This is a genomic window from Acetanaerobacterium elongatum, from assembly GCF_900103835.1.
Taxonomy (GTDB): Bacteria; Bacillota; Clostridia; order Oscillospirales; family Ruminococcaceae; genus Acetanaerobacterium; species Acetanaerobacterium elongatum.
Genome location: NZ_FNID01000022.1, coordinates 1 through 17727, shown reverse-complemented (window position 1 = coordinate 17727; position 17727 = coordinate 1). Strand labels below are relative to the sequence as shown.

At 50.1% G+C, this 17727-nt stretch carries 15 protein-coding genes; 10 read left to right on the top strand and 5 right to left on the bottom strand.

The window, feature by feature from the left end; genetic code table 11:
- Window positions 1–7: 7 nt before the first annotated feature.
- Window positions 8–1960: a glycoside hydrolase family 20 zincin-like fold domain-containing protein gene (locus tag BLR50_RS09120; RefSeq protein WP_092640970.1), complete on the bottom strand. Its 1953-nt coding sequence runs from the start codon at window positions 1958–1960 to the stop codon at window positions 8–10.
- 478 nt (window positions 1961–2438) lie between these two features.
- Window positions 2439–3350 carry a serine hydrolase domain-containing protein gene (locus BLR50_RS09115; RefSeq protein ID WP_092640968.1) on the bottom strand — a complete coding sequence of 304 codons (912 nt, stop codon included), beginning with the start codon at window positions 3348–3350 and terminating at the stop codon, window positions 2439–2441.
- 176 nt (window positions 3351–3526) lie between these two features.
- Here BLR50_RS09115 and BLR50_RS09110 point away from each other — a divergent pair, with 176 nt between their 5' ends.
- Window positions 3527–4348, top strand: coding sequence for a helix-turn-helix domain-containing protein (locus tag BLR50_RS09110; RefSeq protein WP_092640965.1), 822 nt, complete (start codon window positions 3527–3529; stop codon window positions 4346–4348).
- A gap of 312 nt (window positions 4349–4660) precedes the next feature.
- Here BLR50_RS09110 and uxuA read toward each other — a convergent pair whose 3' ends face one another.
- Window positions 4661–5734 carry a mannonate dehydratase gene (gene uxuA, locus BLR50_RS09105; protein ID WP_092640962.1) on the bottom strand — a complete coding sequence of 358 codons (1074 nt, stop codon included), beginning with the start codon at window positions 5732–5734 and terminating at the stop codon, window positions 4661–4663.
- Window positions 5735–5811: 77 nt separating this feature from the next.
- Entirely contained in the window at window positions 5812–7413 is a 1602-nt protein-coding gene (locus BLR50_RS09100; protein WP_092640959.1) for a mannitol dehydrogenase family protein, read from the bottom strand.
- A gap of 449 nt (window positions 7414–7862) precedes the next feature.
- Between BLR50_RS09100 and BLR50_RS09095 the strand changes: the two genes are divergently transcribed.
- The 9 genes from BLR50_RS09095 to BLR50_RS09055 all read left to right on the top strand — a co-directional run bounded on the left by BLR50_RS09095 (window position 7863) and on the right by BLR50_RS09055 (window position 17317).
- Window positions 7863–8375, top strand: a complete 513-nt coding sequence (locus BLR50_RS09095) for a MarR family winged helix-turn-helix transcriptional regulator (RefSeq protein ID WP_162840384.1) — start codon at window positions 7863–7865, stop codon at window positions 8373–8375.
- On the top strand, window positions 8368–10095 hold the full coding sequence (locus tag BLR50_RS09090) for an ABC transporter ATP-binding protein (protein ID WP_092640954.1): 1728 nt from the start codon (window positions 8368–8370) through the stop codon (window positions 10093–10095). Before BLR50_RS09095 ends, BLR50_RS09090 begins: the two co-directional genes overlap by 8 nt.
- Window positions 10095–11984, top strand: a complete 1890-nt coding sequence (locus tag BLR50_RS09085; RefSeq protein ID WP_092640951.1) for an ABC transporter ATP-binding protein — start codon at window positions 10095–10097, stop codon at window positions 11982–11984. Before BLR50_RS09090 ends, BLR50_RS09085 begins: the two co-directional genes overlap by 1 nt.
- Before the next feature lie 169 nt (window positions 11985–12153).
- Window positions 12154–12867 (top strand): ABC transporter ATP-binding protein, encoded by a 714-nt coding sequence (locus BLR50_RS09080; RefSeq protein ID WP_205408682.1) that lies wholly within the window; start codon window positions 12154–12156, stop codon window positions 12865–12867.
- Window positions 12868–13033: 166 nt separating this feature from the next.
- Window positions 13034–14050 carry an ABC transporter permease gene (locus BLR50_RS09075; RefSeq protein ID WP_092640945.1) on the top strand — a complete coding sequence of 339 codons (1017 nt, stop codon included), beginning with the start codon at window positions 13034–13036 and terminating at the stop codon, window positions 14048–14050.
- Window positions 14051–14262: 212 nt separating this feature from the next.
- Complete coding sequence (locus BLR50_RS09070; RefSeq protein ID WP_092640942.1) at window positions 14263–14871, top strand: TetR/AcrR family transcriptional regulator; 609 nt, start codon at window positions 14263–14265, stop codon at window positions 14869–14871.
- A gap of 302 nt (window positions 14872–15173) precedes the next feature.
- Complete coding sequence (locus BLR50_RS09065) at window positions 15174–16058, top strand: zinc ribbon domain-containing protein (protein ID WP_092640939.1); 885 nt, start codon at window positions 15174–15176, stop codon at window positions 16056–16058.
- Window positions 16059–16070: 12 nt separating this feature from the next.
- On the top strand, window positions 16071–16304 hold the full coding sequence (locus BLR50_RS09060) for a hypothetical protein (RefSeq protein ID WP_092640936.1): 234 nt from the start codon (window positions 16071–16073) through the stop codon (window positions 16302–16304).
- A 203-nt stretch (window positions 16305–16507) separates the two neighbouring features.
- The gene (locus tag BLR50_RS09055) at window positions 16508–17317 is read left to right on the top strand and encodes an ion transporter (protein WP_242871730.1); all 810 of its coding nucleotides are present in this window, start codon (window positions 16508–16510) and stop codon (window positions 17315–17317) included.
- Window positions 17318–17526: 209 nt separating this feature from the next.
- On the opposite strand, the gene BLR50_RS09050 is transcribed toward BLR50_RS09055, so the two are convergent.
- Window positions 17527–17727 (bottom strand): transposase (locus tag BLR50_RS09050; RefSeq protein WP_205408656.1); only part of this gene is annotated, 201 nt, incomplete at its 5' end.

Genomic DNA, 17727 nt, shown 5'->3' with positions numbered 1-17727 from the left:
TTTACCCCTATTCATATATTTTTCGGCCCTTTTCATCCGTTGTTCCTGTTAAACGATAAAAAAAGGTGTTGATTACGTCGCGCCATTCCTCGGCGTTTTCCAGCTGCTTGAGCAGGCGTTGTTTCACCGAAACGAAGGTCGTTCCCGGAAGCTTCGCTTTAAGGGTTTCCCACAGGGCGATAAAGCGCTCAACCTCCTGTACCCCTTCAAAGTGGGTATCGTAGATGTGCTGCAGCAGTGTTTTGCCGCTTTTAAGCACGTAGGTATAGGGCAGCCGGTGAAAATATAAAAGCAGCTCCTCGGGGCAGGTTTCACGGCTGTCAAAGATTTCGGTGAGGTAGGGGTCATACTGCTTTGTAAACCCTGTGCCCCGCGAGGTACGGTCAACCCCGATCGCAACGCGGTTTGCCCGGTGGTAGGTGCCCCATTTCATAAACTCGTAGCCGTCGGGGCTGGGCCCGTAATGCAGGTTAATATTTACCATCCAGCCAATCCCCAGCGGCGCATTATACTTTTCATAGGCACCGCGAGAGCTCATCATGATATCCGTAAGCTTTTCAACAACCTCCGGCTCGGTGCCGAATGTCAGCTTAATCCATTCGTCGGTAATCTCTCTTGCGGTAAGCCTTGGGTTCCATGCCAGGCGCCCGAAGCTGTAGAGGTTGGCCTGCGCCAGGGTGTGCCCCGTCCAGTTTTCGTCGTCGCCCACATTCGAAACCGCCGCAACGGTGTCAATCTCATTGCCAATCAGGTCGCGCAGCACTTGGTTTCTGTTTACGGGGAAGGAGAAAACCTCCTCCCACTGAACGGCCAGGTTGTAAAGGTCTATCTGGTGGCCGGTGTACTCCTGTGTAATCTGAAGCTCCAAGGCCTCCCTTGTGTGCTTCATTGCTCCCAGCAACGGGGAGTTCGGCTCCCGCACCTGAAAATCACTGGGGCCGTTCTTCACCTGAAGAATCACATTCTTTTCAAACAAGCCATCCTGCGGCTTGAACAGGTCGTATGCGGCCTTGGGCCGGTCGGTATCGGTGTCGCGCCAATCCTGCATACAGTTGTAGATAAAGCACCGCCAGTAAACAACCCCGCCAAAGGGTGCTACCGCGCGCGCCAGCATATTGGCACCGTCGGCCTGTGTTCGCCCGAGCGAAGCGGGGCCGCCGCGGAATTCGGAATCCGCCTTCATAAGATAACCGGAGAAATCGGGTATCGCTTGGTAGATTTCCTGTGTCTTGGCGTTCCACCATGCAGCCACCCGTTTATCCAGCGGGTCGGATGTTTGCAGCCCGCCAAGCAAAACCGGGCTTTCAAAGTGTACCGAAAGGGCTAACCGAATGCCGTAGGGCCGAAAGATGTCGGCAAGCTCTGCCACCTTGGGCAGCGCTTCGGCTGTTAGCAGCCTTGCGCTGCTTTCGGTTACGTTTACGTTGTTGATGGCGATAACGTTAATGCCAATCGAGGCTAAAAGCCTGGCGTAATCGCGTATGCGTTCGGGGTTAAAATCCAGGCGGTCGTCTTTAAAGAATATCGAGTTGCCGGCGTAGCCGCGCTCCACCGTACCGTCTGCTCTGTCCCACTGGTTGATTACCCTTCGCTCAACAGCAGGAGCACTCTCTGCCACAGTACCTTCATCGAACTGCCCGATGCCAAGAGCCCGAAGCAGCCCGAACACGCCGTACAGTATTCCGTTTTGGCTGCCGCCTTCAACGGCAATACCGTTGCTGCCGTTTGTTAATCGATAGCCTTCGGCGGGCAGCTGACTGTTAATATGTAGGGTAACCGATTTTTTAGCGTCTTCCTGCCAGATGCCGCTGCCGAACAATCTTTCCATTCCGGCCTTGCATTCATCCCTTGCAACCATTGGCACCTCTGGCGAGGTGTTTAGCCGAAACGGCTCTTTAAACCTATACGAATGCGGCTGAAGCCACGCGTTATATTCCCTGTATTCCTGCCCTATCCCCATTATTCGCACCTGTACCGACAAATTTCCTGTGGCAAATACTGCAGCCCATTCAGATTTTATGATATAAAATTTGAATGAAACCTTTTAAACATTGCCAAGCATGTTTGCTTTGCTCTTTAAAATAAATCGGCCTTGTTTTCCTTTGCATTTTCAGTAACTATGTAGGATTATGTGCAATATAAACAAAATATCATATTCAAGGCTGTCATTTTAAGCTAATTATACCATTGGATTTCTGAAATAAACATTAAAAAAGTTATGATTATTTGTAATTATTACAGGTGGCTATTCATTTTCTTTTTCCATCCTGCAGGCTGCCACTGATAAAAGCAAGAATTGGAGCGATTTACTGGGTTCAGCTTTGTATAAATCTTATGTATTATTGTGTTTGTACAAAAAATATTTTATAATAATTAACGTAAGCTGCTGCAGTGCGCGTTGTGCCCGGTACTATAAAAACTATGTATTTTGTATAGTTTTATAGTGAGGGCAGTATCTCGCTCCACACCGCACGCAAAATATCGTTGGCCAGCACCTCATTGTGAGCGGTTACGGTTACCACGGCCTGCCTGTCCGGCAGCACGATAGAGTACTGTCCGTACTTGCCGTCGGCCCGGTAGGCATCCTTTACGGTGCACCGCCACAGCTGATAGCCGTACCCCTGCTTATTCTCGATGTCGTCAAAGCCCGCTGTGGTAACGGTATCGTTTATCGCAAGACGGAGGTATTTCTCGGGTACAATCTGCTTGTCCTGCCATCTGCCATTGTTAAGCAGCAGAATGCCCAGACGCGAAAACTCCTCGGTGTTTAAGAAAAGCCCAAAGGCGCCAAGCGAATGCCCGCCCGGGCAGGTATGCCACTGCGGGTTGAAGATATCCAGCGGTGCAAAAAAACGGGGCATCAGGTACTCCCTCAGGTTCTGCCCGCTTACCGCCTCCACCACGCGCGAAAGCATATAACTGCTGCCGTTATCATAAAGGTATGCCGTTCCCGCTTCATGCGCCATAGGTGTGTGAAAAAACAACTCCGCCCAATCCAGCTTGTGCTCGTGCGATTCCTCAAGGGTGGTGAACAGCGATTTATCGTGCCCCACGCGCATCTGTAACAGATCCTTTACCGTGATCTGCTCGGCACCCGGTGCGGCAATATCGCGATATTGCGGGAAGTAGTCAATGATTTTATCCGAAAGGCCGAGCCTTCCTTCCCCCGCTGCGATCCCCACCGCCATCGAGGTAAACGCCTTTGAGCCGGAAAACAGGTGAACCCGCTCCTGTGCTCTAAAATGATGCGCGGCGCTGCCAAGTGTTTTAGAATAAACATGGATGCCATACACATTAAGGTTGTTTTGAGCATTGGATTTTATAAAGCCTTCGAAAATTGCCTCATTCATAAGTAAACCCCCTTAGCATTCAGCACAAAAATTTCTGTGGTGACTCCTTAATTATATTAGATTACGCCCTGTTATTACAACGAGATACATAAAAGATGCAAATAATCTATAAAAAACACAAGGTTCGCCGTTTGGTAAGCTCAGTTCTAATTCTATAAATTCGGGAGGTCCTTACAATGGATGCAGCGAATGAAAATATCATGTTAGAGGTAGGGTACTTTATAAACCGCAGGTGCACCCCAACATGGATTATCGCCGAAAGCACCATCGATTTTTCCGATCTCACCTATATTACCAAGGGCAGCGCCGAATATATCATCAACTCGGTTCCCTACACGGTAACTGCGGGTGATCTGATCTGTATTCCCAAGGGCTGCCTGCGCTCCGCCACCGTTGTACCCAATGATCTTATGGAATGCTATGTAATCAACGGGCAGGTGCAGAGCCTTAAGGGCGAGGAGATGGAGCTGCCCTTTCCGCTCATCAGCCACATCGGCCTGCATCAGGATATCATCTCGCTTTACCGCGACCTGAATGCAGAATGGCTGCTGCGCGACCCCGGCTATATCATGAAGGTGCGCGCCATCTGCCTGATGGTGCTGCAGCGCTATTTTCAGCTGATTGTCTATAAAAACGACACCAGCACACTGGATAAGCGTATTAAACGGGTGCTGCGATATATCATCGACCACTACTACGAGCCGCTTACCGTTCAAAGCATGGCAGACTTGGTGGGGTTAAGCGCCGTTTACTTCGGCAACTTCTTTCAGCGTGAAACCGGCATGTCGTTCAGGCAGTACCTCACCTCCATCCGCCTGAACCATGCCGAGGATATGCTCAACAGCGGCGAGTACAATATCAACGAGGTTTCGGATGCCTGCGGATTTTCGGATATCTTCTACTTCAGCAAGGTGTTTAAAGAAAGCCGCGGGGTTCCGCCCTCCCAGGTGATACGTTCGGGAAAACAAAGGGCAGAACGTGGTTTGAGTCGTCTATAGCCAAACCCGCACCGGAAATCTGGGGCGCGCAAGGCCGTTATCTGCAAAACCTGCCTACTGTCTTCTGATTTCTGTCTCCTCGTAGGGGGCGGCATACTCGGCGCCCTACGGTCAACACGCGCGCTAAAGGTTTTCTGCAGCAAGGTTATTAACCTTCCGCGGCATTATTGGCGGGCATGTTTAGGAACAATGGCGAACACCGTTGCCCCTACAGATTATAAAACACAAAGCCGCTATGTACGTTTGGAACATAGCGGCTTTGTGCTTGACAATTTTCTTCCTCAGGAGAAACTCAGGAGGTATATCTCATATTTACTTATTTGTTTTTTCGCGCTCAAGGGCTTCCCAAACGCCCGCGATGTAGGCAACACCCATCGCGCGGTCGTACAGCCCGTAGCCCGGGCGGCCCTTTTCGCCCCACACCATACGCCCGTGGTCGGGGCGGATGTAGCCGTCAAACCCCGCGTCATGCAGTGCACGCAGGATGGCGTACATATCCAGCGACCCGCAGGCGGTGGGGTGTGCCGATTCGTAAAAGTCGCCGTTGCTCAGCTGCTTGAGGTTGCGAACATGCGCGAAGTGTACGCGGGACGCAAACTCCTTCGCGATGGCCGGCACGTCATTTTTCGGGTCGGCACCCAGCGAGCCGGTGCACAGGGTAATACCGTGATAGGGGCTGGGGTTGATATCCAAGAACCGCTTGATGCTCTCGCGGCTGTTAATTAAACGGGGCAGCCCGAACAGCGGCCACGGCGGGTCATCGGGGTGGATGGCCATTTTAATGTCCAGCTTCTCCGCCCACGGGATGATGGCGTTAATGAAATACGCCGCGTTTTCCCAGTACTGTTCCTGCGTTACCCCATCGTAACGCTTGATGATTTCCTTTACATGCACCATGCGCTCAGGCTCCCAGCCGGGAAGCGCCAAGCCGCCGCACTGCTCGGCATATCGCTTTGCCAGCTCCTCCGGCGTGGTGGAAAGGATAAAGTCGCGGCTGAAATACATGGTCTCTGAGCCGTCGGGCAGGCTGTAGTACAGGTGGCTGCGCGCCCAGTCCAGCACCGGCATAAAGTTGTAGCAGATTACCTTGATACCTATATTCGCAAGGCGCTGCATCGTTTTGATATACGCCTCTATCTTCTCATCGCGCCCCGGCGCGCCCAGCTTGATATCCTCGTGGATGTTTACGCTCTCGATCACCTCGGTCTTCAGGCCGGCCTCGGTTACCACGCGGTGCAGCCTGTCAATCTCCTCTGTCGGCCACAGCTCGCCCGCGGGCATATCCATCAGGGTGGTTACCACACCGTCCACACAGGGTATCTGTCGGATGTAGGAAAGCGGCACGGGATCGTGATTTTCACCAAACCATCTGAATGTCAGTTTCATGTTTCAATCCATATCCTTTCTTCGCTTACTTTTAGAATACAGAGCATTAAACCTCATGGCTGAAAGATTCTATCCTTTCAACCGATATAATCCTTTAATAAAGCACGCACCGCACCCTTGCCCTGCAGCATACACTCAAACAGCATCTGCACACGATCTGCAAGCCCTGCCTCAAACAAATCCACCCCAAACAGGGCGGCGTTGTGCAGAATTCCGTCCAGCTTGCCCTCGGCACTCTGCGGGTCGCCAACCTCAATGCCCGCAAGCGCGGCCTGCAGCTCGTTTAACAGCGGGTCGCTGCTCACCGTCATCGGGTTCAGCTCATCGTCCACCCCCAGCAGGTAGCGCAGCCAGCCCGCCAGCGCCAGTGAAATACCCGTAAGGCAGTCGGTGTTCCATTCGGGGGAGGCCAGATAGGCCTTGATGGTCTCACCAAACCGTATCGGTATCTTCTGGCTGGTATCGCAGGCGATGCGCTGCGGGGTGTCGGGGATATAGGGGTTGGGCAGCCGCTCGTTTACCACCTCATCCAAAAACGCACGCGGCTCCAGGATGCCGGGGTGGGTTACCACCGGCAGCCCCTCCACATAGCCGATACGCCTCACCAGCTTTGAAAGCTGTTCATCCTTCATTTCCTCGGAAATCTTGGTATAGCCGAGCAGGCAGCCGAACACCGCCAGCGCTGTGTGCAGCGGGTTTAAGCAGGTGGTTACCTTCATGCGCTCCATGCGGTTTACCGTATCGCGGCTGGTAAAGTATACGCCCGCCTTCTCCAGCATCGGCCTGCCCGCGGGGAAGCTGTCCTCCACCACCAGGTACTGCGGAGCCTCGGCGTTTACAAACGGGGCGATATAGGTGCCCTTGCCGGTTACAATCGGTGCCATGCCCTCGATGCCGCTTTCCGTCAGCGCTTTGTATATCTCACCGTCGGGGCGCGGGGTAATCTTGTCAATCATGCTCCACGGGAAGGAAACACGCTTTTCGTCGCCTATGTAGGCCAAAAAGCCCTTATCAACAAAGCCCGCCTGCTCCCACGCCGCTGCAACCGTCTTAACAGCATTGGCCAGCTTTTCGCCGTTGTGGCTGCAGTTATCCATGCTCACCAGCGCGATGGGCGCCATACCGTTTTTATAGCGCGTATACAACAGCGAGGTCAGCACCGCCATCACATGCACGGGCTTCTGAGGCCCGTTCTTCATATCGGCATCCGCAACGGGCAGCAGGTTCCCGGACATATCGAAGAGCGAATACCCCTTTTCAGTGATGGTGAAGCTCACCATCCGCAGCTGCACATCTTTAAAGTAACCCTGTAAAATTGCAAAATCGTCGGCGGTGGTAAAGCCCGCGGCGATACTTGCCACCACGCTTTTTTCGTTGTTGCCGTCTGCCTTCAGCGTTACCAGCAGTGTCAGGTTATCGTGCGGGGCGTAAACCTCTTTGATAATGTCATAGTCAAACGATTCCACGGCTACAATGCCCTTGTTGGCAAGGCCCTCGTTTAAAAGCCTGTCCTGCAGGGCTGCGATAAAGCCTCTGAAGATGTTCCCCGCGCCAAAGTGCAGCCATACGGGGTGTTCTTTTGTTGCCTTGGCCACCGCCTGTACATCGTATCGGGGCAGGCGTACCTTTGCTTCCTGCCATGCTTCACTGTCACGAATACCTTCATAGTTCAGGTTCACTGCGCTTACTCCTTTCGTTATTGCATCAATCATTGCTGCTTTGGATTACCGGGTCAATTTCATCATCTTGTTGTAAAACCCCATACGCATACTATATCTTACATTTATTCGCTCAGAATACGTTTCTGTCTTTGCTGAAATTATACACAATAACTGTACAACAATAAAGATGCACCCATAATAACTACAAACATTCGTGATTAATGATAAAAACCGATGAAAGGTTAGCCTTTATAGCCTTTCTAAGGGGACACAGCCGCCCGGCAAAGCATCTGTCTATGTAAACTAACGCTGAACATTTTATGAACGCTATTGACTAAAATTTTATATTGATGTATATTATAGTAACCGATTAATAGTTAACCGGTTATTTATTTTATATCCTTCATTGATACAGCAGCTGCCTTTTGTTGCTGTCAATTGAAGGTATGGGAAAGGAACACGGACCTATGGAAATACCTCTCGGCGAGCTTAAAAGCAGTATGCACCGCTTAAGCGCAATCTACCGTCTTCGTATGCACGGCGTGTTTGGCAAAACACCGCTCCACTTCGGGCAGTACCCTATCCTCAGGTACATCATGGAGCACGACGGCTGCACGCAGCGCGAGCTTGCGCAGAACATGATGGTTTCTCCGCCCTCCATCGCCACCTCTATGAAGAGGATGCAGCGGGCGGGGCTTGTATGCAAAAGCGCGGATAAGAACGACCAGCGGTGCAGCCGGCTTTCCTTAACCGACGAGGGCCGCTCAACAGTGCTCCGCTGCCAGGAGGAGCTGCGCAAGATGGATGCCGACCTGTTCAAGGGCTTTTCCGAAGAGGAATGCACACAGATTGCCGCATTCATCAACCGTATGAGCGATAATCTTGCTACCGACGACCTGAAGGGAAAATCGGTGGCCTCCCTGTTTGCCCAGGAAATCAACAAACTGAACGACAAAAAGGAGGGTTGCGGCCGTGGCTAAGCTGCTGCGCTATATCAACAAGTATTGGGTTTTTGCCCTTCTGGGGCCTATAGGAATCATCGGTGAGGTTCTGATGGAGATTCAGATACCCTTTCTGATGTCCAGAATCGTCGATGTGGGTATCCCCAACAAGGATATCGGGTATGTACTTCAAACCGGCGGGGTAATGATTCTGTATGCCCTGCTCTCGCTGCTTTGCGGCGCCGTTGCGTCGTTCTTCTCCTCCACCGCGGCCATGGGCTTCGGCAGCGAGGTAAGAAAGGCGATCTTTAACAAGGTGCAGGAGTTTTCGTTTGCCAATATCGATAAATTCAGCACCGCCTCGCTGGTTACACGTTTAACCACCGACATCAACAACACACAGAACGCATTTTTAATGTCTATCCGCCTGCTGGTGCGCGCCCCCGTTATGCTGGTAAGCGCCACCATCATGGCCTACACCATTAATAAGTCGCTGGTAACGGTGTTTTTGCTTGCCATCCCGTTTCTGGCCATCTGCCTTGCCATTATCGCCTCGGTGGCCTTTCCCCGCTTTACCAAGATGCTGGGCAAGTTTGATAAGCTCAACGCCTCGGTGCAGGAAAACCTCGTAGCCATCCGCGTGGTAAAGGCATTTGTGCGGGCGTCCCATGAGAAAGAGAAGTTTCAGGGCGCCAACGATGACGTAATGTACGCCCAGCGCAAGGCGGAGCGCGCCATCATCTTCGCGTTCCCCATCATGATGCTTACTATGTACTCCTGCATCATCGCCATCCTGTGGTTCGGCGGCAACTTCATTATTGCCGGAACCATGCTTACCGGCGAGCTTATCAGCTTTATCACCTACGTTACCCAGATTCTCATCGCACTGATGATGATCTCGATGGTATTCGTAATGCTGGTGCTCTCCCGCGCCTCCATCAGCCGTATTAACGAGGTGCTTGCCGAGAAGATTGACATCACCGACGACAACGCCAACCGCAATCTTACGGTAGAAACCGGCACCATCGAGTTTAAGGATGTTTCCTTCCGCTACAACAAAGAGGCCGATACCAACACGCTGGAGGGCATTAACCTCTCTATCGCCTCGGGCGAAACGGTGGGTATCATCGGCGGCACCGGCTCGGCCAAAACCACGCTGGTTCAGCTTATTCCAAGGCTGTATGACGTTACCGGCGGGCAGGTGCTGGTAGGCGGGCACGATGTGCGCGAATACACGCTGCAAAACCTGCGCAACGCCGTAAGCATGGTGCTGCAAAAGAACGTGCTGTTCTCGGGCAGCATTGAATCAAACCTCAGGTGGGGCAACAAGTCCGCCACCGATGAGGAGGTTCATCAGGCCGCCGAATGCGCGCAGGCGCACGGGTTTATCGAATCGTTCCCAAGCGGCTACCAAACCGACCTCGGGCAGGGCGGCGTAAATGTTTCGGGCGGGCAGAAGCAGCGCCTGTGCATCGCGCGCGCACTGTTAAAGAAGCCGAAGATTTTAATTCTGGACGACAGCACCAGCGCCGTGGATACCGCCACCGACGCGAAGATCCGCAAGGCGTTTTCTGAGGAGCTTAGGGATACCACCAAGCTGATTATCGCCCAGCGCGTGGCCTCGGTGTGCGACGCGGATAAGATTATCGTGCTCGACGACGGCAAAATTGCCGACATCGGCACCCACAGCGAGCTGCTGGCCCGCTGTGAGATCTACCAAGAGGTTTACAATTCTCAGCTGAAAGGGGTGGCGGAATAATGCCGGGACCACGTCCGATGAAATCCAGCAAGCCCAAGGATGTTCGCAAAACCTTTAGCCGCGTGCTTGGATACTTAATGCGTCAAAAGGTTCGTCTGTTCTTGGTTGTGTTCTTTGTGCTGCTAAGCTCCCTTTCGGGGGTGGCAGGCACCTTCTTTATCAAGCCCATCATCAACGAGGGTATTCTGCCGCTGGTGGGCACCAACCCGCAGGGGGCCGACTTCCTGCCGCTTGTTAAGCTCATTCTCATCGCGGCGGCGGTGTTTGCCTCGGGCGCGCTTTCAGGCTATATCTACAGCCGCCTGATGATTACCGTTGCCACCTCCACGCTCAACACCATCCGAACCGACCTGTTCAACCACATGGAAGACCTGCCGGTGAAATACTTCGATACCCATACCCACGGCGAGCTGATGAGCCGTTTCACCAACGATGTAGATACCCTGCGCGACGCGGTTTCTCAGGGCATGCCGCAGCTTATCTCGTCGTTTATCTCGATTGTCGGCACCTTTGTAATGATGCTGATACTCAACCCCCTGCTTACCCTGCTCATCCTTGTAATGCTTGCGGTAATGCTGTGGGTGGTGAAAACCGTGGGCGGCAAGAGCGCCCTGTTCTTCAAGGCGCAGCAAAAGGCGGTGGGCGCCGTCAACGGCTATATCGAGGAGATGATTGAGGGGCAGAACGTGGTAAAGGTGTTCTGCCACGAGGAAGAGGTAAAGGGGCAGTTTGCCGAGCTCAATGAGAACCTGCGCAAGGCTGCCACCAGCGCCAACACCTACGCCAGCATCATCATGCCCATCATGGGCAACCTCTCGTATGTAAACTACGCGCTTACCGCCGCTGCGGGCGCTGTAATGGTTATCCGCGGCATGACCGATATCGGCTCGATCGCCTCGTTTTTGCAGTACACCCGCTCGTTCTCGCAGCCGATTGTTCAGGTTTCGCAGCAGTTTAACTCCATCCTCTCCGCCCTCGCAGGCGCCGAGCGCATCTTCGAGATTATCGACACCCCCGTGGAGGTGGATGAAGGCTATGTGAAGCTCGTAAACTGCACGCAGGCAGAGGACGGCACCATCACCGAGGCGGCAGGCTACACCGGTATGTGGGCGTGGAAGCACCCGCATCACGACGGCAGCGTAACCTATACCCGCTTAATGGGCGACGTACAGTTCGAGGACGTACACTTCGGCTATGAAGAGGGCAAAACGGTGCTGAAGGATGTTTCGCTATACGCCAAGCCTGGGCAGAAGATTGCCTTTGTAGGCTCCACGGGTGCGGGCAAAACCACCATCACCAACCTGCTCAACCGCTTCTACGAGATCAGCGAGGGCAAGGTTCGCTATGACGGCATCAACATCCAAAAGATTAAAAAGGATGACCTGCGCCGCTCGCTTGCGATGGTACTGCAGGATACCCACCTGTTCACCGGCACCGTGCGCGAGAATATCCGCTACGGCAAGCTCGACGCCACCGATGACGAGATTATCGCCGCCGCGAAGCTTGCAAACGCCCACTCCTTCATCAAGCACCTGCCGCAGGGCTACGACACCCTGATTACCGGCGACGGTGCCAACCTCAGCCAGGGCCAGCGACAGCTCTTGGCCATCGCGCGCGCCGCAGTAGCCAACCCGCCGGTGCTCATCCTTGACGAGGCCACCAGCTCGATTGATACCCGCACCGAGGCGCTGATTGAGAAGGGTATGGATAAGCTCATGCACGGGCGCACCGTGTTTGTAATCGCCCACCGTCTCTCTACCGTTCGCAACGCCGATGCCATCATGGTGCTCGAGCAGGGCGAGATTATCGAGCGCGGCAACCACGAGGAGCTGCTGGCACAGAAGGGCAAGTATTATCAGCTCTATACCGGGCAGTTTGAGCTTTCGTGACAGCTGCAATATAATACGATAAAGATAGCGGATACTATTCTGACAGGATAGTATCCGCTTTTTTATATCCTCCCCCCTTGACTTTTATAAAGACTTGTTCTAATATAGAACTTAAAGAACTATTTAAGTTCTATAAGTACTAAAAATACGCAGATAGCAGGTGAAAAGGATGCAGGTATGTGTAAGCCATGTGTCAAAGAGCTTTAAAAAACAACAGGTACTCAAGGATATCAGCCTGACGATTGAAAACAACGAGATTTTCGGCCTCATCGGGCCTTCCGGTGCGGGAAAAACCACGCTGATACGGCTGATAATCGGCGCGGTCAATGCGGATGAGGGTGAAATTAAAATCGGTAATATCAAAATTCCCAGCCTGCGCGCACTCAGGGATTTCGGCTATATGCCGCAGAACGACGCGCTGTACTACGACCTTTCGGGCTACGATAACCTGATGTTCTTCGGCGGGATGTACGGCATCGCAAAACCGGAGCTCAAAAAACGCGCTCATGAGGTGCTAAAGCTGGTGGACCTTGAACACGACGGCGGCAAAAAAGTAAGCAATTATTCAGGAGGCATGAAGAAGCGGCTTTCGCTGGCCGTGGCGCTGCTGGCCGAGCCTGGGCTGCTGATTCTCGACGAGCCCACCGTGGGTATCGACCCGCTGCTGCGCCGCCGGATATGGGAGCAGTTTAACCGGCTGAAGGAGCAGGGTAAAACCATCATTGTCACCACCCATGTAATGGATGAGGCCGTGATGTGCGACCGGCTTGCACTCATTTACAACGGCGGGGTGCTGGCCTGCGACGGGGTGGATGCTTTGCTTGCGCGCACACCAAACCATACCATAGAGGAGCTTTTCTTTAATAACGGCGCGCAGGCCTAACAGCGGCAAACTAAAAAAAGTATGGAAAAGTCGCTGTCCAAAGCCAATCAAATGGATACCATTTAATTGGCTTGTATAACTCCTCCTGCGGCAAAGCCGCATCGCAATTTTTTATAGTGTTTTGTGCCTTTTCGGCACAAAGCGCCGGAAAGGAGTCAAAAAGGCAATGAAAACATTTAATATTATAAAACGCATTATCAAGCAGATCTTTAACGATAAGCGCTCGCTTGCGCTGATACTGCTGGTGCCGCTTTTTATCTTCACTCTCATCTACTTCCTGCTTGGGGATTCGGACTACACAGCGAGGATTGCAGAGGCCGATATGCCTGCGCCGCTGGTGGATGAGCTCAAGGAGCAGAACGTTACCGTAACAAGCCTTACGGTTGACGAGGGCCGTGAGCAGGTAAAAAGCGGGCAGGCCGACGCACTGTTGTATAAAGAGGACGGTACTACCCATCTGCTTTTGGAAACCAACGATGCCACGAAGGCCGGAATTGTACAAAAGGCCGTTACCTCCGCCATGAAGGAGCTGTCGCCGGGCAGCGCGATGGAAACGGAGTTTATCTACGGCAACAGCGACGACACCCTGTTTAACAGCCTTGGCTATGTGATGCTGGGGATTGTATCGTTCTTTATCATCTTTATTATCGCGGGCATCTCGTTTGTAAGAGAGCGCACCAACCAGACCATGGAACGGCTGATGATGACACCCGTCCGCCGGTGGCAGGTGGTGCTGGGGTATACGCTGGGCTTCGGCTTCTTTGCCATCTTGCAGAGCATCGTCCTGCTTACCTACGATATCTGCGTGCTTGGCTTCGCAGTTGCGGGCTCGGTGATTACCGCGGGGCTTATCACGATACTGCTTGCCATGTCTGCGGTATGCATCGGTGCCTTTTTCTCCATCTTCTCCAACAACGAGTTCCAGATGATGCAGTTTATTCCCATAGTGGTTATCCCACAGATTTTCTTTTCGGGGATTATATCGCTTGATACCCTGCCCTACCATCTTGGCGAGGCGGCAAAAATCTTTCCGGTTTACTACGCCTGTGATGCGCTGAAGGCCGTTACCATCCGAGGCGCGGGGCCTGAGAAGATCCTGCCGGATATAACCGCACTTTTGGTGTTTATCCTGCTCTTCTTTGTCATGAACATCCTCGCACTGAAGAAGTACCGCAGAATTTAACCGCAAACAAAGTCACGCTCGGAACAGCAAGCTCGCAGAATGCTGTCACAGATAATTCAAATCTCTCATTAAGTCCTGGAATTCTTGTAATACAGCCATAAATCCAGGCCTTCTGTTTGATTTGTTTATAATCGGGATAAGTGTTAGGGTGTAACTTTTAAAATTTTCTGTTATAATAAAAACAGGAAAGCACCAGCTGCGGGAGGGGTAACATGCGCTCGGAGGAAATGAAAAGAAAACGGATACTCGACTCGGCTATTCGGCTGTTTATGGCTCATGGGTATGCCCGCATCTCAATGGAGGAGATTGCGCGCAGCGCCGGCGTTGGGAAAGGCACAATCTATCAGCTTTTTGAATCCAAACAGGCGCTCATGTTCGCAGGTGTCGATTTGGTGGTACAGCAGCTGGAGAAGGAGTTTGAAGGCCTTCTTCGTGATACTGCCACTACCCCGCCGCAAAAACTGAATTTGTTTTTGCACGCCCTTTCGGCCAGGATTTCGGGTATTCACCCTGAAGCGCTGCGCCAGCTGCAGCACGACCTCCCCGAGGCTTATGAGAAGATACAATCCGCACGCGAACGAATCATCTTTCATAACCTGAAAGAGCTTTTAAGGTCCGGAAAAGAGTTTGGCGTTTACCGCAGCGATATTGACGAGGCCTTGGTGGCTGATATCGTTATCGGTGCCGCGGATTATGTTACCCAAGGAAGGGTATACGCCACATTAAACTATGCGCCGCAGCAACTGTTCGAAACACTGCTTTCAATTATCCTTAAAGGCTGTTATGCGGAAGAGTATCGAAATAAGTTGAATATCTTTTAACGAACATGATGTTTTTTTAAACGTGCCTATAAGACGTTTTATCAAACAACGGCATCTATACATGATTAAAAAAACAGCCCAAAGCCGTAAGGCCTTGGGCTGTTGGTTTTTGGCTGATTTGGTTAGAGGGTACTATCCCTTGAGGTACAGTTGAAATGAAATAATGGCGTAAATAAGCTATCTGGTTTTATTCTATTATTCTCATGCTGTTGAACTTCACTCCAACTATTGAATATTTTTAATATAATGCTAGAATATAGTAGAACCATGTCGACGTAAGCATATGATTGGAGGGTATCATAATGTTTTGTCCGAAATGTGCAACTATAAACCCAGATGATGCACAGTTTTGTAAAAAGTGCGGTCAATCGCTTGTTAAAGGATCTGTGGTTACTCAAACCCCATTCACTCCGCAAAAAGGGAAGTGGTACACTCAAACTTGGGCTACCGTATTATTTTTAATTTTGTTCTTCCCTGTTGGTTTGACTTTTATGTGGATATATCGTAAGAATTGGAACATGGTAGTTAAGATAATTATTACTGCCTTTTTTGCCCTATTTGTTATTGTTCGTATAGCCTCTACTCCCAAGTATTCAAAACCAGTACCCGCAAATGCAACTGTTCAAAACTCATCTGACGAAGTATCAAGTACGGATTCACTTGCTGAATCAAGTGAGATTGCATCCATCCAGAATTCATCTAAGTCGAATTCTTCTGACATTTCTTCAAGTGAAGTATCTTCCGCTATTTCATCTAACTCTTTGTTAAGCACTTCTTCTAAATCTTCTGAAACATCTTCAATATCAGAATCAAGCAAAATTGCAGAGTCGCCTTTGCCAGATTCCAACAAATCTGAATCGTCAGAAATTAAGAATGAATCAAGTTTAGCAATGACGGCAAGCACGGCAGTTTCCGAAGAGATTAGTGTCATTAGCATTACTTCTCCAGTTTCTCCAAACGAAAATGCTTCCCTTACAATTCAAGGTGTTCCCAACACAGAATATTCTATTTTGGTATACTATTCAAGCGGAGCTAGTAAAGCTGACGGCCTAGAAAAGAAAATGTCCGATGACAGTGGGCAAGTAACATGGTCATGGAAAATTGGCGGTAAAACTAAGTCCGGATCATATCGAATAGTAATTAAGGGTGGAAACAAAACACTTAGTACTTCAATTACTGTTGTATAGGGAGAGAGAACAATGGCAAGACGTAGAAGTTTTAAAATACCCGGCGTTTCATTCTCTGCAAAAAGGGCTTTAGGTATTACAAAAGCGAAACGCAATTTTTCCCGCTTTACAGGCATACCAACTTCAAAAGCAGGAATACAGCGCAAGGTGGGTAAGGCCGCTATGGGCGGCGGCTGTTTGCTTTCAGCACTTTCTATTGCTGCAATATTAGTTATTGGTATTATGATTGTAATAACAATTGTATAACAGGGGTTTGTCGTTCTCTATGCATTGATTTGTCTAAATGCTCGCTTTGTGGCTCGGCCAATAAGATAAACATAGAGAATTAAATATAACATTAGTAGCGCTCATGTGGCAAATTGTTAGTCGTAGGATAAGCTTGTCTTTTTTGTATACGATGCTTGACTAAACAAATAAGGCTCATAGTTCAAAGATAGGAAGGCAAGATGATGTTTGAGCGTATAAAATACAATGTCTATAACCTAATTCGGGATGACGACGAGAACAACCTTGCTGGTAACATATTCGACAGTATAATAGTTGGCCTGATAATCATAAATATTATACAAGTCGTTTTGGATACCTTTAAGCTGCCACCCTATGCAGTTATGATATCCAATATTATTGAAGTTGTTTCCGTTATTGTTTTTACTATTGAGTACTTACTAAGGCTATGGGTAGCTACTTATATGTATCCAAATATGAGCCATTTTAAGGCTAGAATAAAGTATGCCCTGTCTTTTATGGCCTTGGTTGATTTAGTTGCTATTCTACCATTTTACATACCATTTATAATTCCAATAGATTTACGCGTATTACGTGCTTTAAGAGTAATAAGATTATTCAGATTATTAAAAATAAACAGGTATACCGATTCACTTCATGCCATATCCGACGTGTTTCGCAGAAAGGCCAGCCAATTACTATCATCCATTCTTGTTGTTTTTATACTTATGCTAATTGCGTCAGTACTGATGTTTAACATTGAAAATGCTGCTCAGCCGGATAAATTTGATAATATATTCGACGCATTTTGGTGGGCTATTGCAACATTTACAACAGTCGGCTACGGTGATATTTATCCTGTTACTCCCGCAGGTAAATTATTAAGCTCCGTTATTGCTTTCTTAGGTATTGGTTTAGTAGCGGTTCCTACCGGAATAATAAGTTCCGGGTTCGTAGAGAACATAGAAAACAAGAAGGATAGATCGGAGGAAGAGCAAAAGTATTGTCCTTACTGCGGAAAGCAGCTTAAATAACTAAGAAGCGAGTAGCTGCCAACTGTCAACGAAGGAATTAAATTAACCTAAAACGCCGGGCAAAAGAATAAATCAAAACCACCAGTTAAACTGGTGGTATGCACCAGCCCTAAAAGGGCATATTACTGGCACAGCGTCTCAAGACGCACTGAATGGTTCCGCCAACCGCATTACTATTACGGGCAGCCGCTAAAGCGGCTGTTCGTTTTTCATGCCTTTGTTTCCTTGCTACCCGTGAACGGGTCTATGTATTCTTTGAATGATATTTGATCTGAAGCTATGTCTTCTTGTAATTGGTTTTTGATATATTCTTCAATTACTTTTGCATTTCTTCCTACTGTATCAACATAATATCCTCTGCACCAGAAATGCCTGTTCCCATACTTATACTTCAAATTTGCATGCCTATC

Excerpts from the sequence above, each read along its gene's own strand:
- BLR50_RS09055 (WP_242871730.1), top strand. The coding sequence starts at position 16,508 with ATGTTTGAGCGTATAAAATACAATGTCTATAACCTAATTCGGGATGAC.
- BLR50_RS09120 (WP_092640970.1), bottom strand. The coding sequence starts at position 1,960 with ATGGGGATAGGGCAGGAATACAGGGAATATAACGCGTGGCTTCAGCCG.
- BLR50_RS09095 (WP_162840384.1), top strand. The coding sequence starts at position 7,863 with ATGGAAATACCTCTCGGCGAGCTTAAAAGCAGTATGCACCGCTTAAGC.
- BLR50_RS09080 (WP_205408682.1), top strand. The coding sequence starts at position 12,154 with ATGCAGGTATGTGTAAGCCATGTGTCAAAGAGCTTTAAAAAACAACAG.
- BLR50_RS09085 (WP_092640951.1), top strand. The coding sequence starts at position 10,095 with ATGCCGGGACCACGTCCGATGAAATCCAGCAAGCCCAAGGATGTTCGC.
- BLR50_RS09110 (WP_092640965.1), top strand. The coding sequence starts at position 3,527 with ATGGATGCAGCGAATGAAAATATCATGTTAGAGGTAGGGTACTTTATA.
- BLR50_RS09065 (WP_092640939.1), top strand. The coding sequence starts at position 15,174 with ATGTTTTGTCCGAAATGTGCAACTATAAACCCAGATGATGCACAGTTT.
- BLR50_RS09075 (WP_092640945.1), top strand. The coding sequence starts at position 13,034 with ATGAAAACATTTAATATTATAAAACGCATTATCAAGCAGATCTTTAAC.
- BLR50_RS09070 (WP_092640942.1), top strand. The coding sequence starts at position 14,263 with ATGCGCTCGGAGGAAATGAAAAGAAAACGGATACTCGACTCGGCTATT.
- uxuA (WP_092640962.1), bottom strand. The coding sequence starts at position 5,734 with ATGAAACTGACATTCAGATGGTTTGGTGAAAATCACGATCCCGTGCCG.
- BLR50_RS09060 (WP_092640936.1), top strand. The coding sequence starts at position 16,071 with ATGGCAAGACGTAGAAGTTTTAAAATACCCGGCGTTTCATTCTCTGCA.
- BLR50_RS09115 (WP_092640968.1), bottom strand. The coding sequence starts at position 3,350 with ATGAATGAGGCAATTTTCGAAGGCTTTATAAAATCCAATGCTCAAAAC.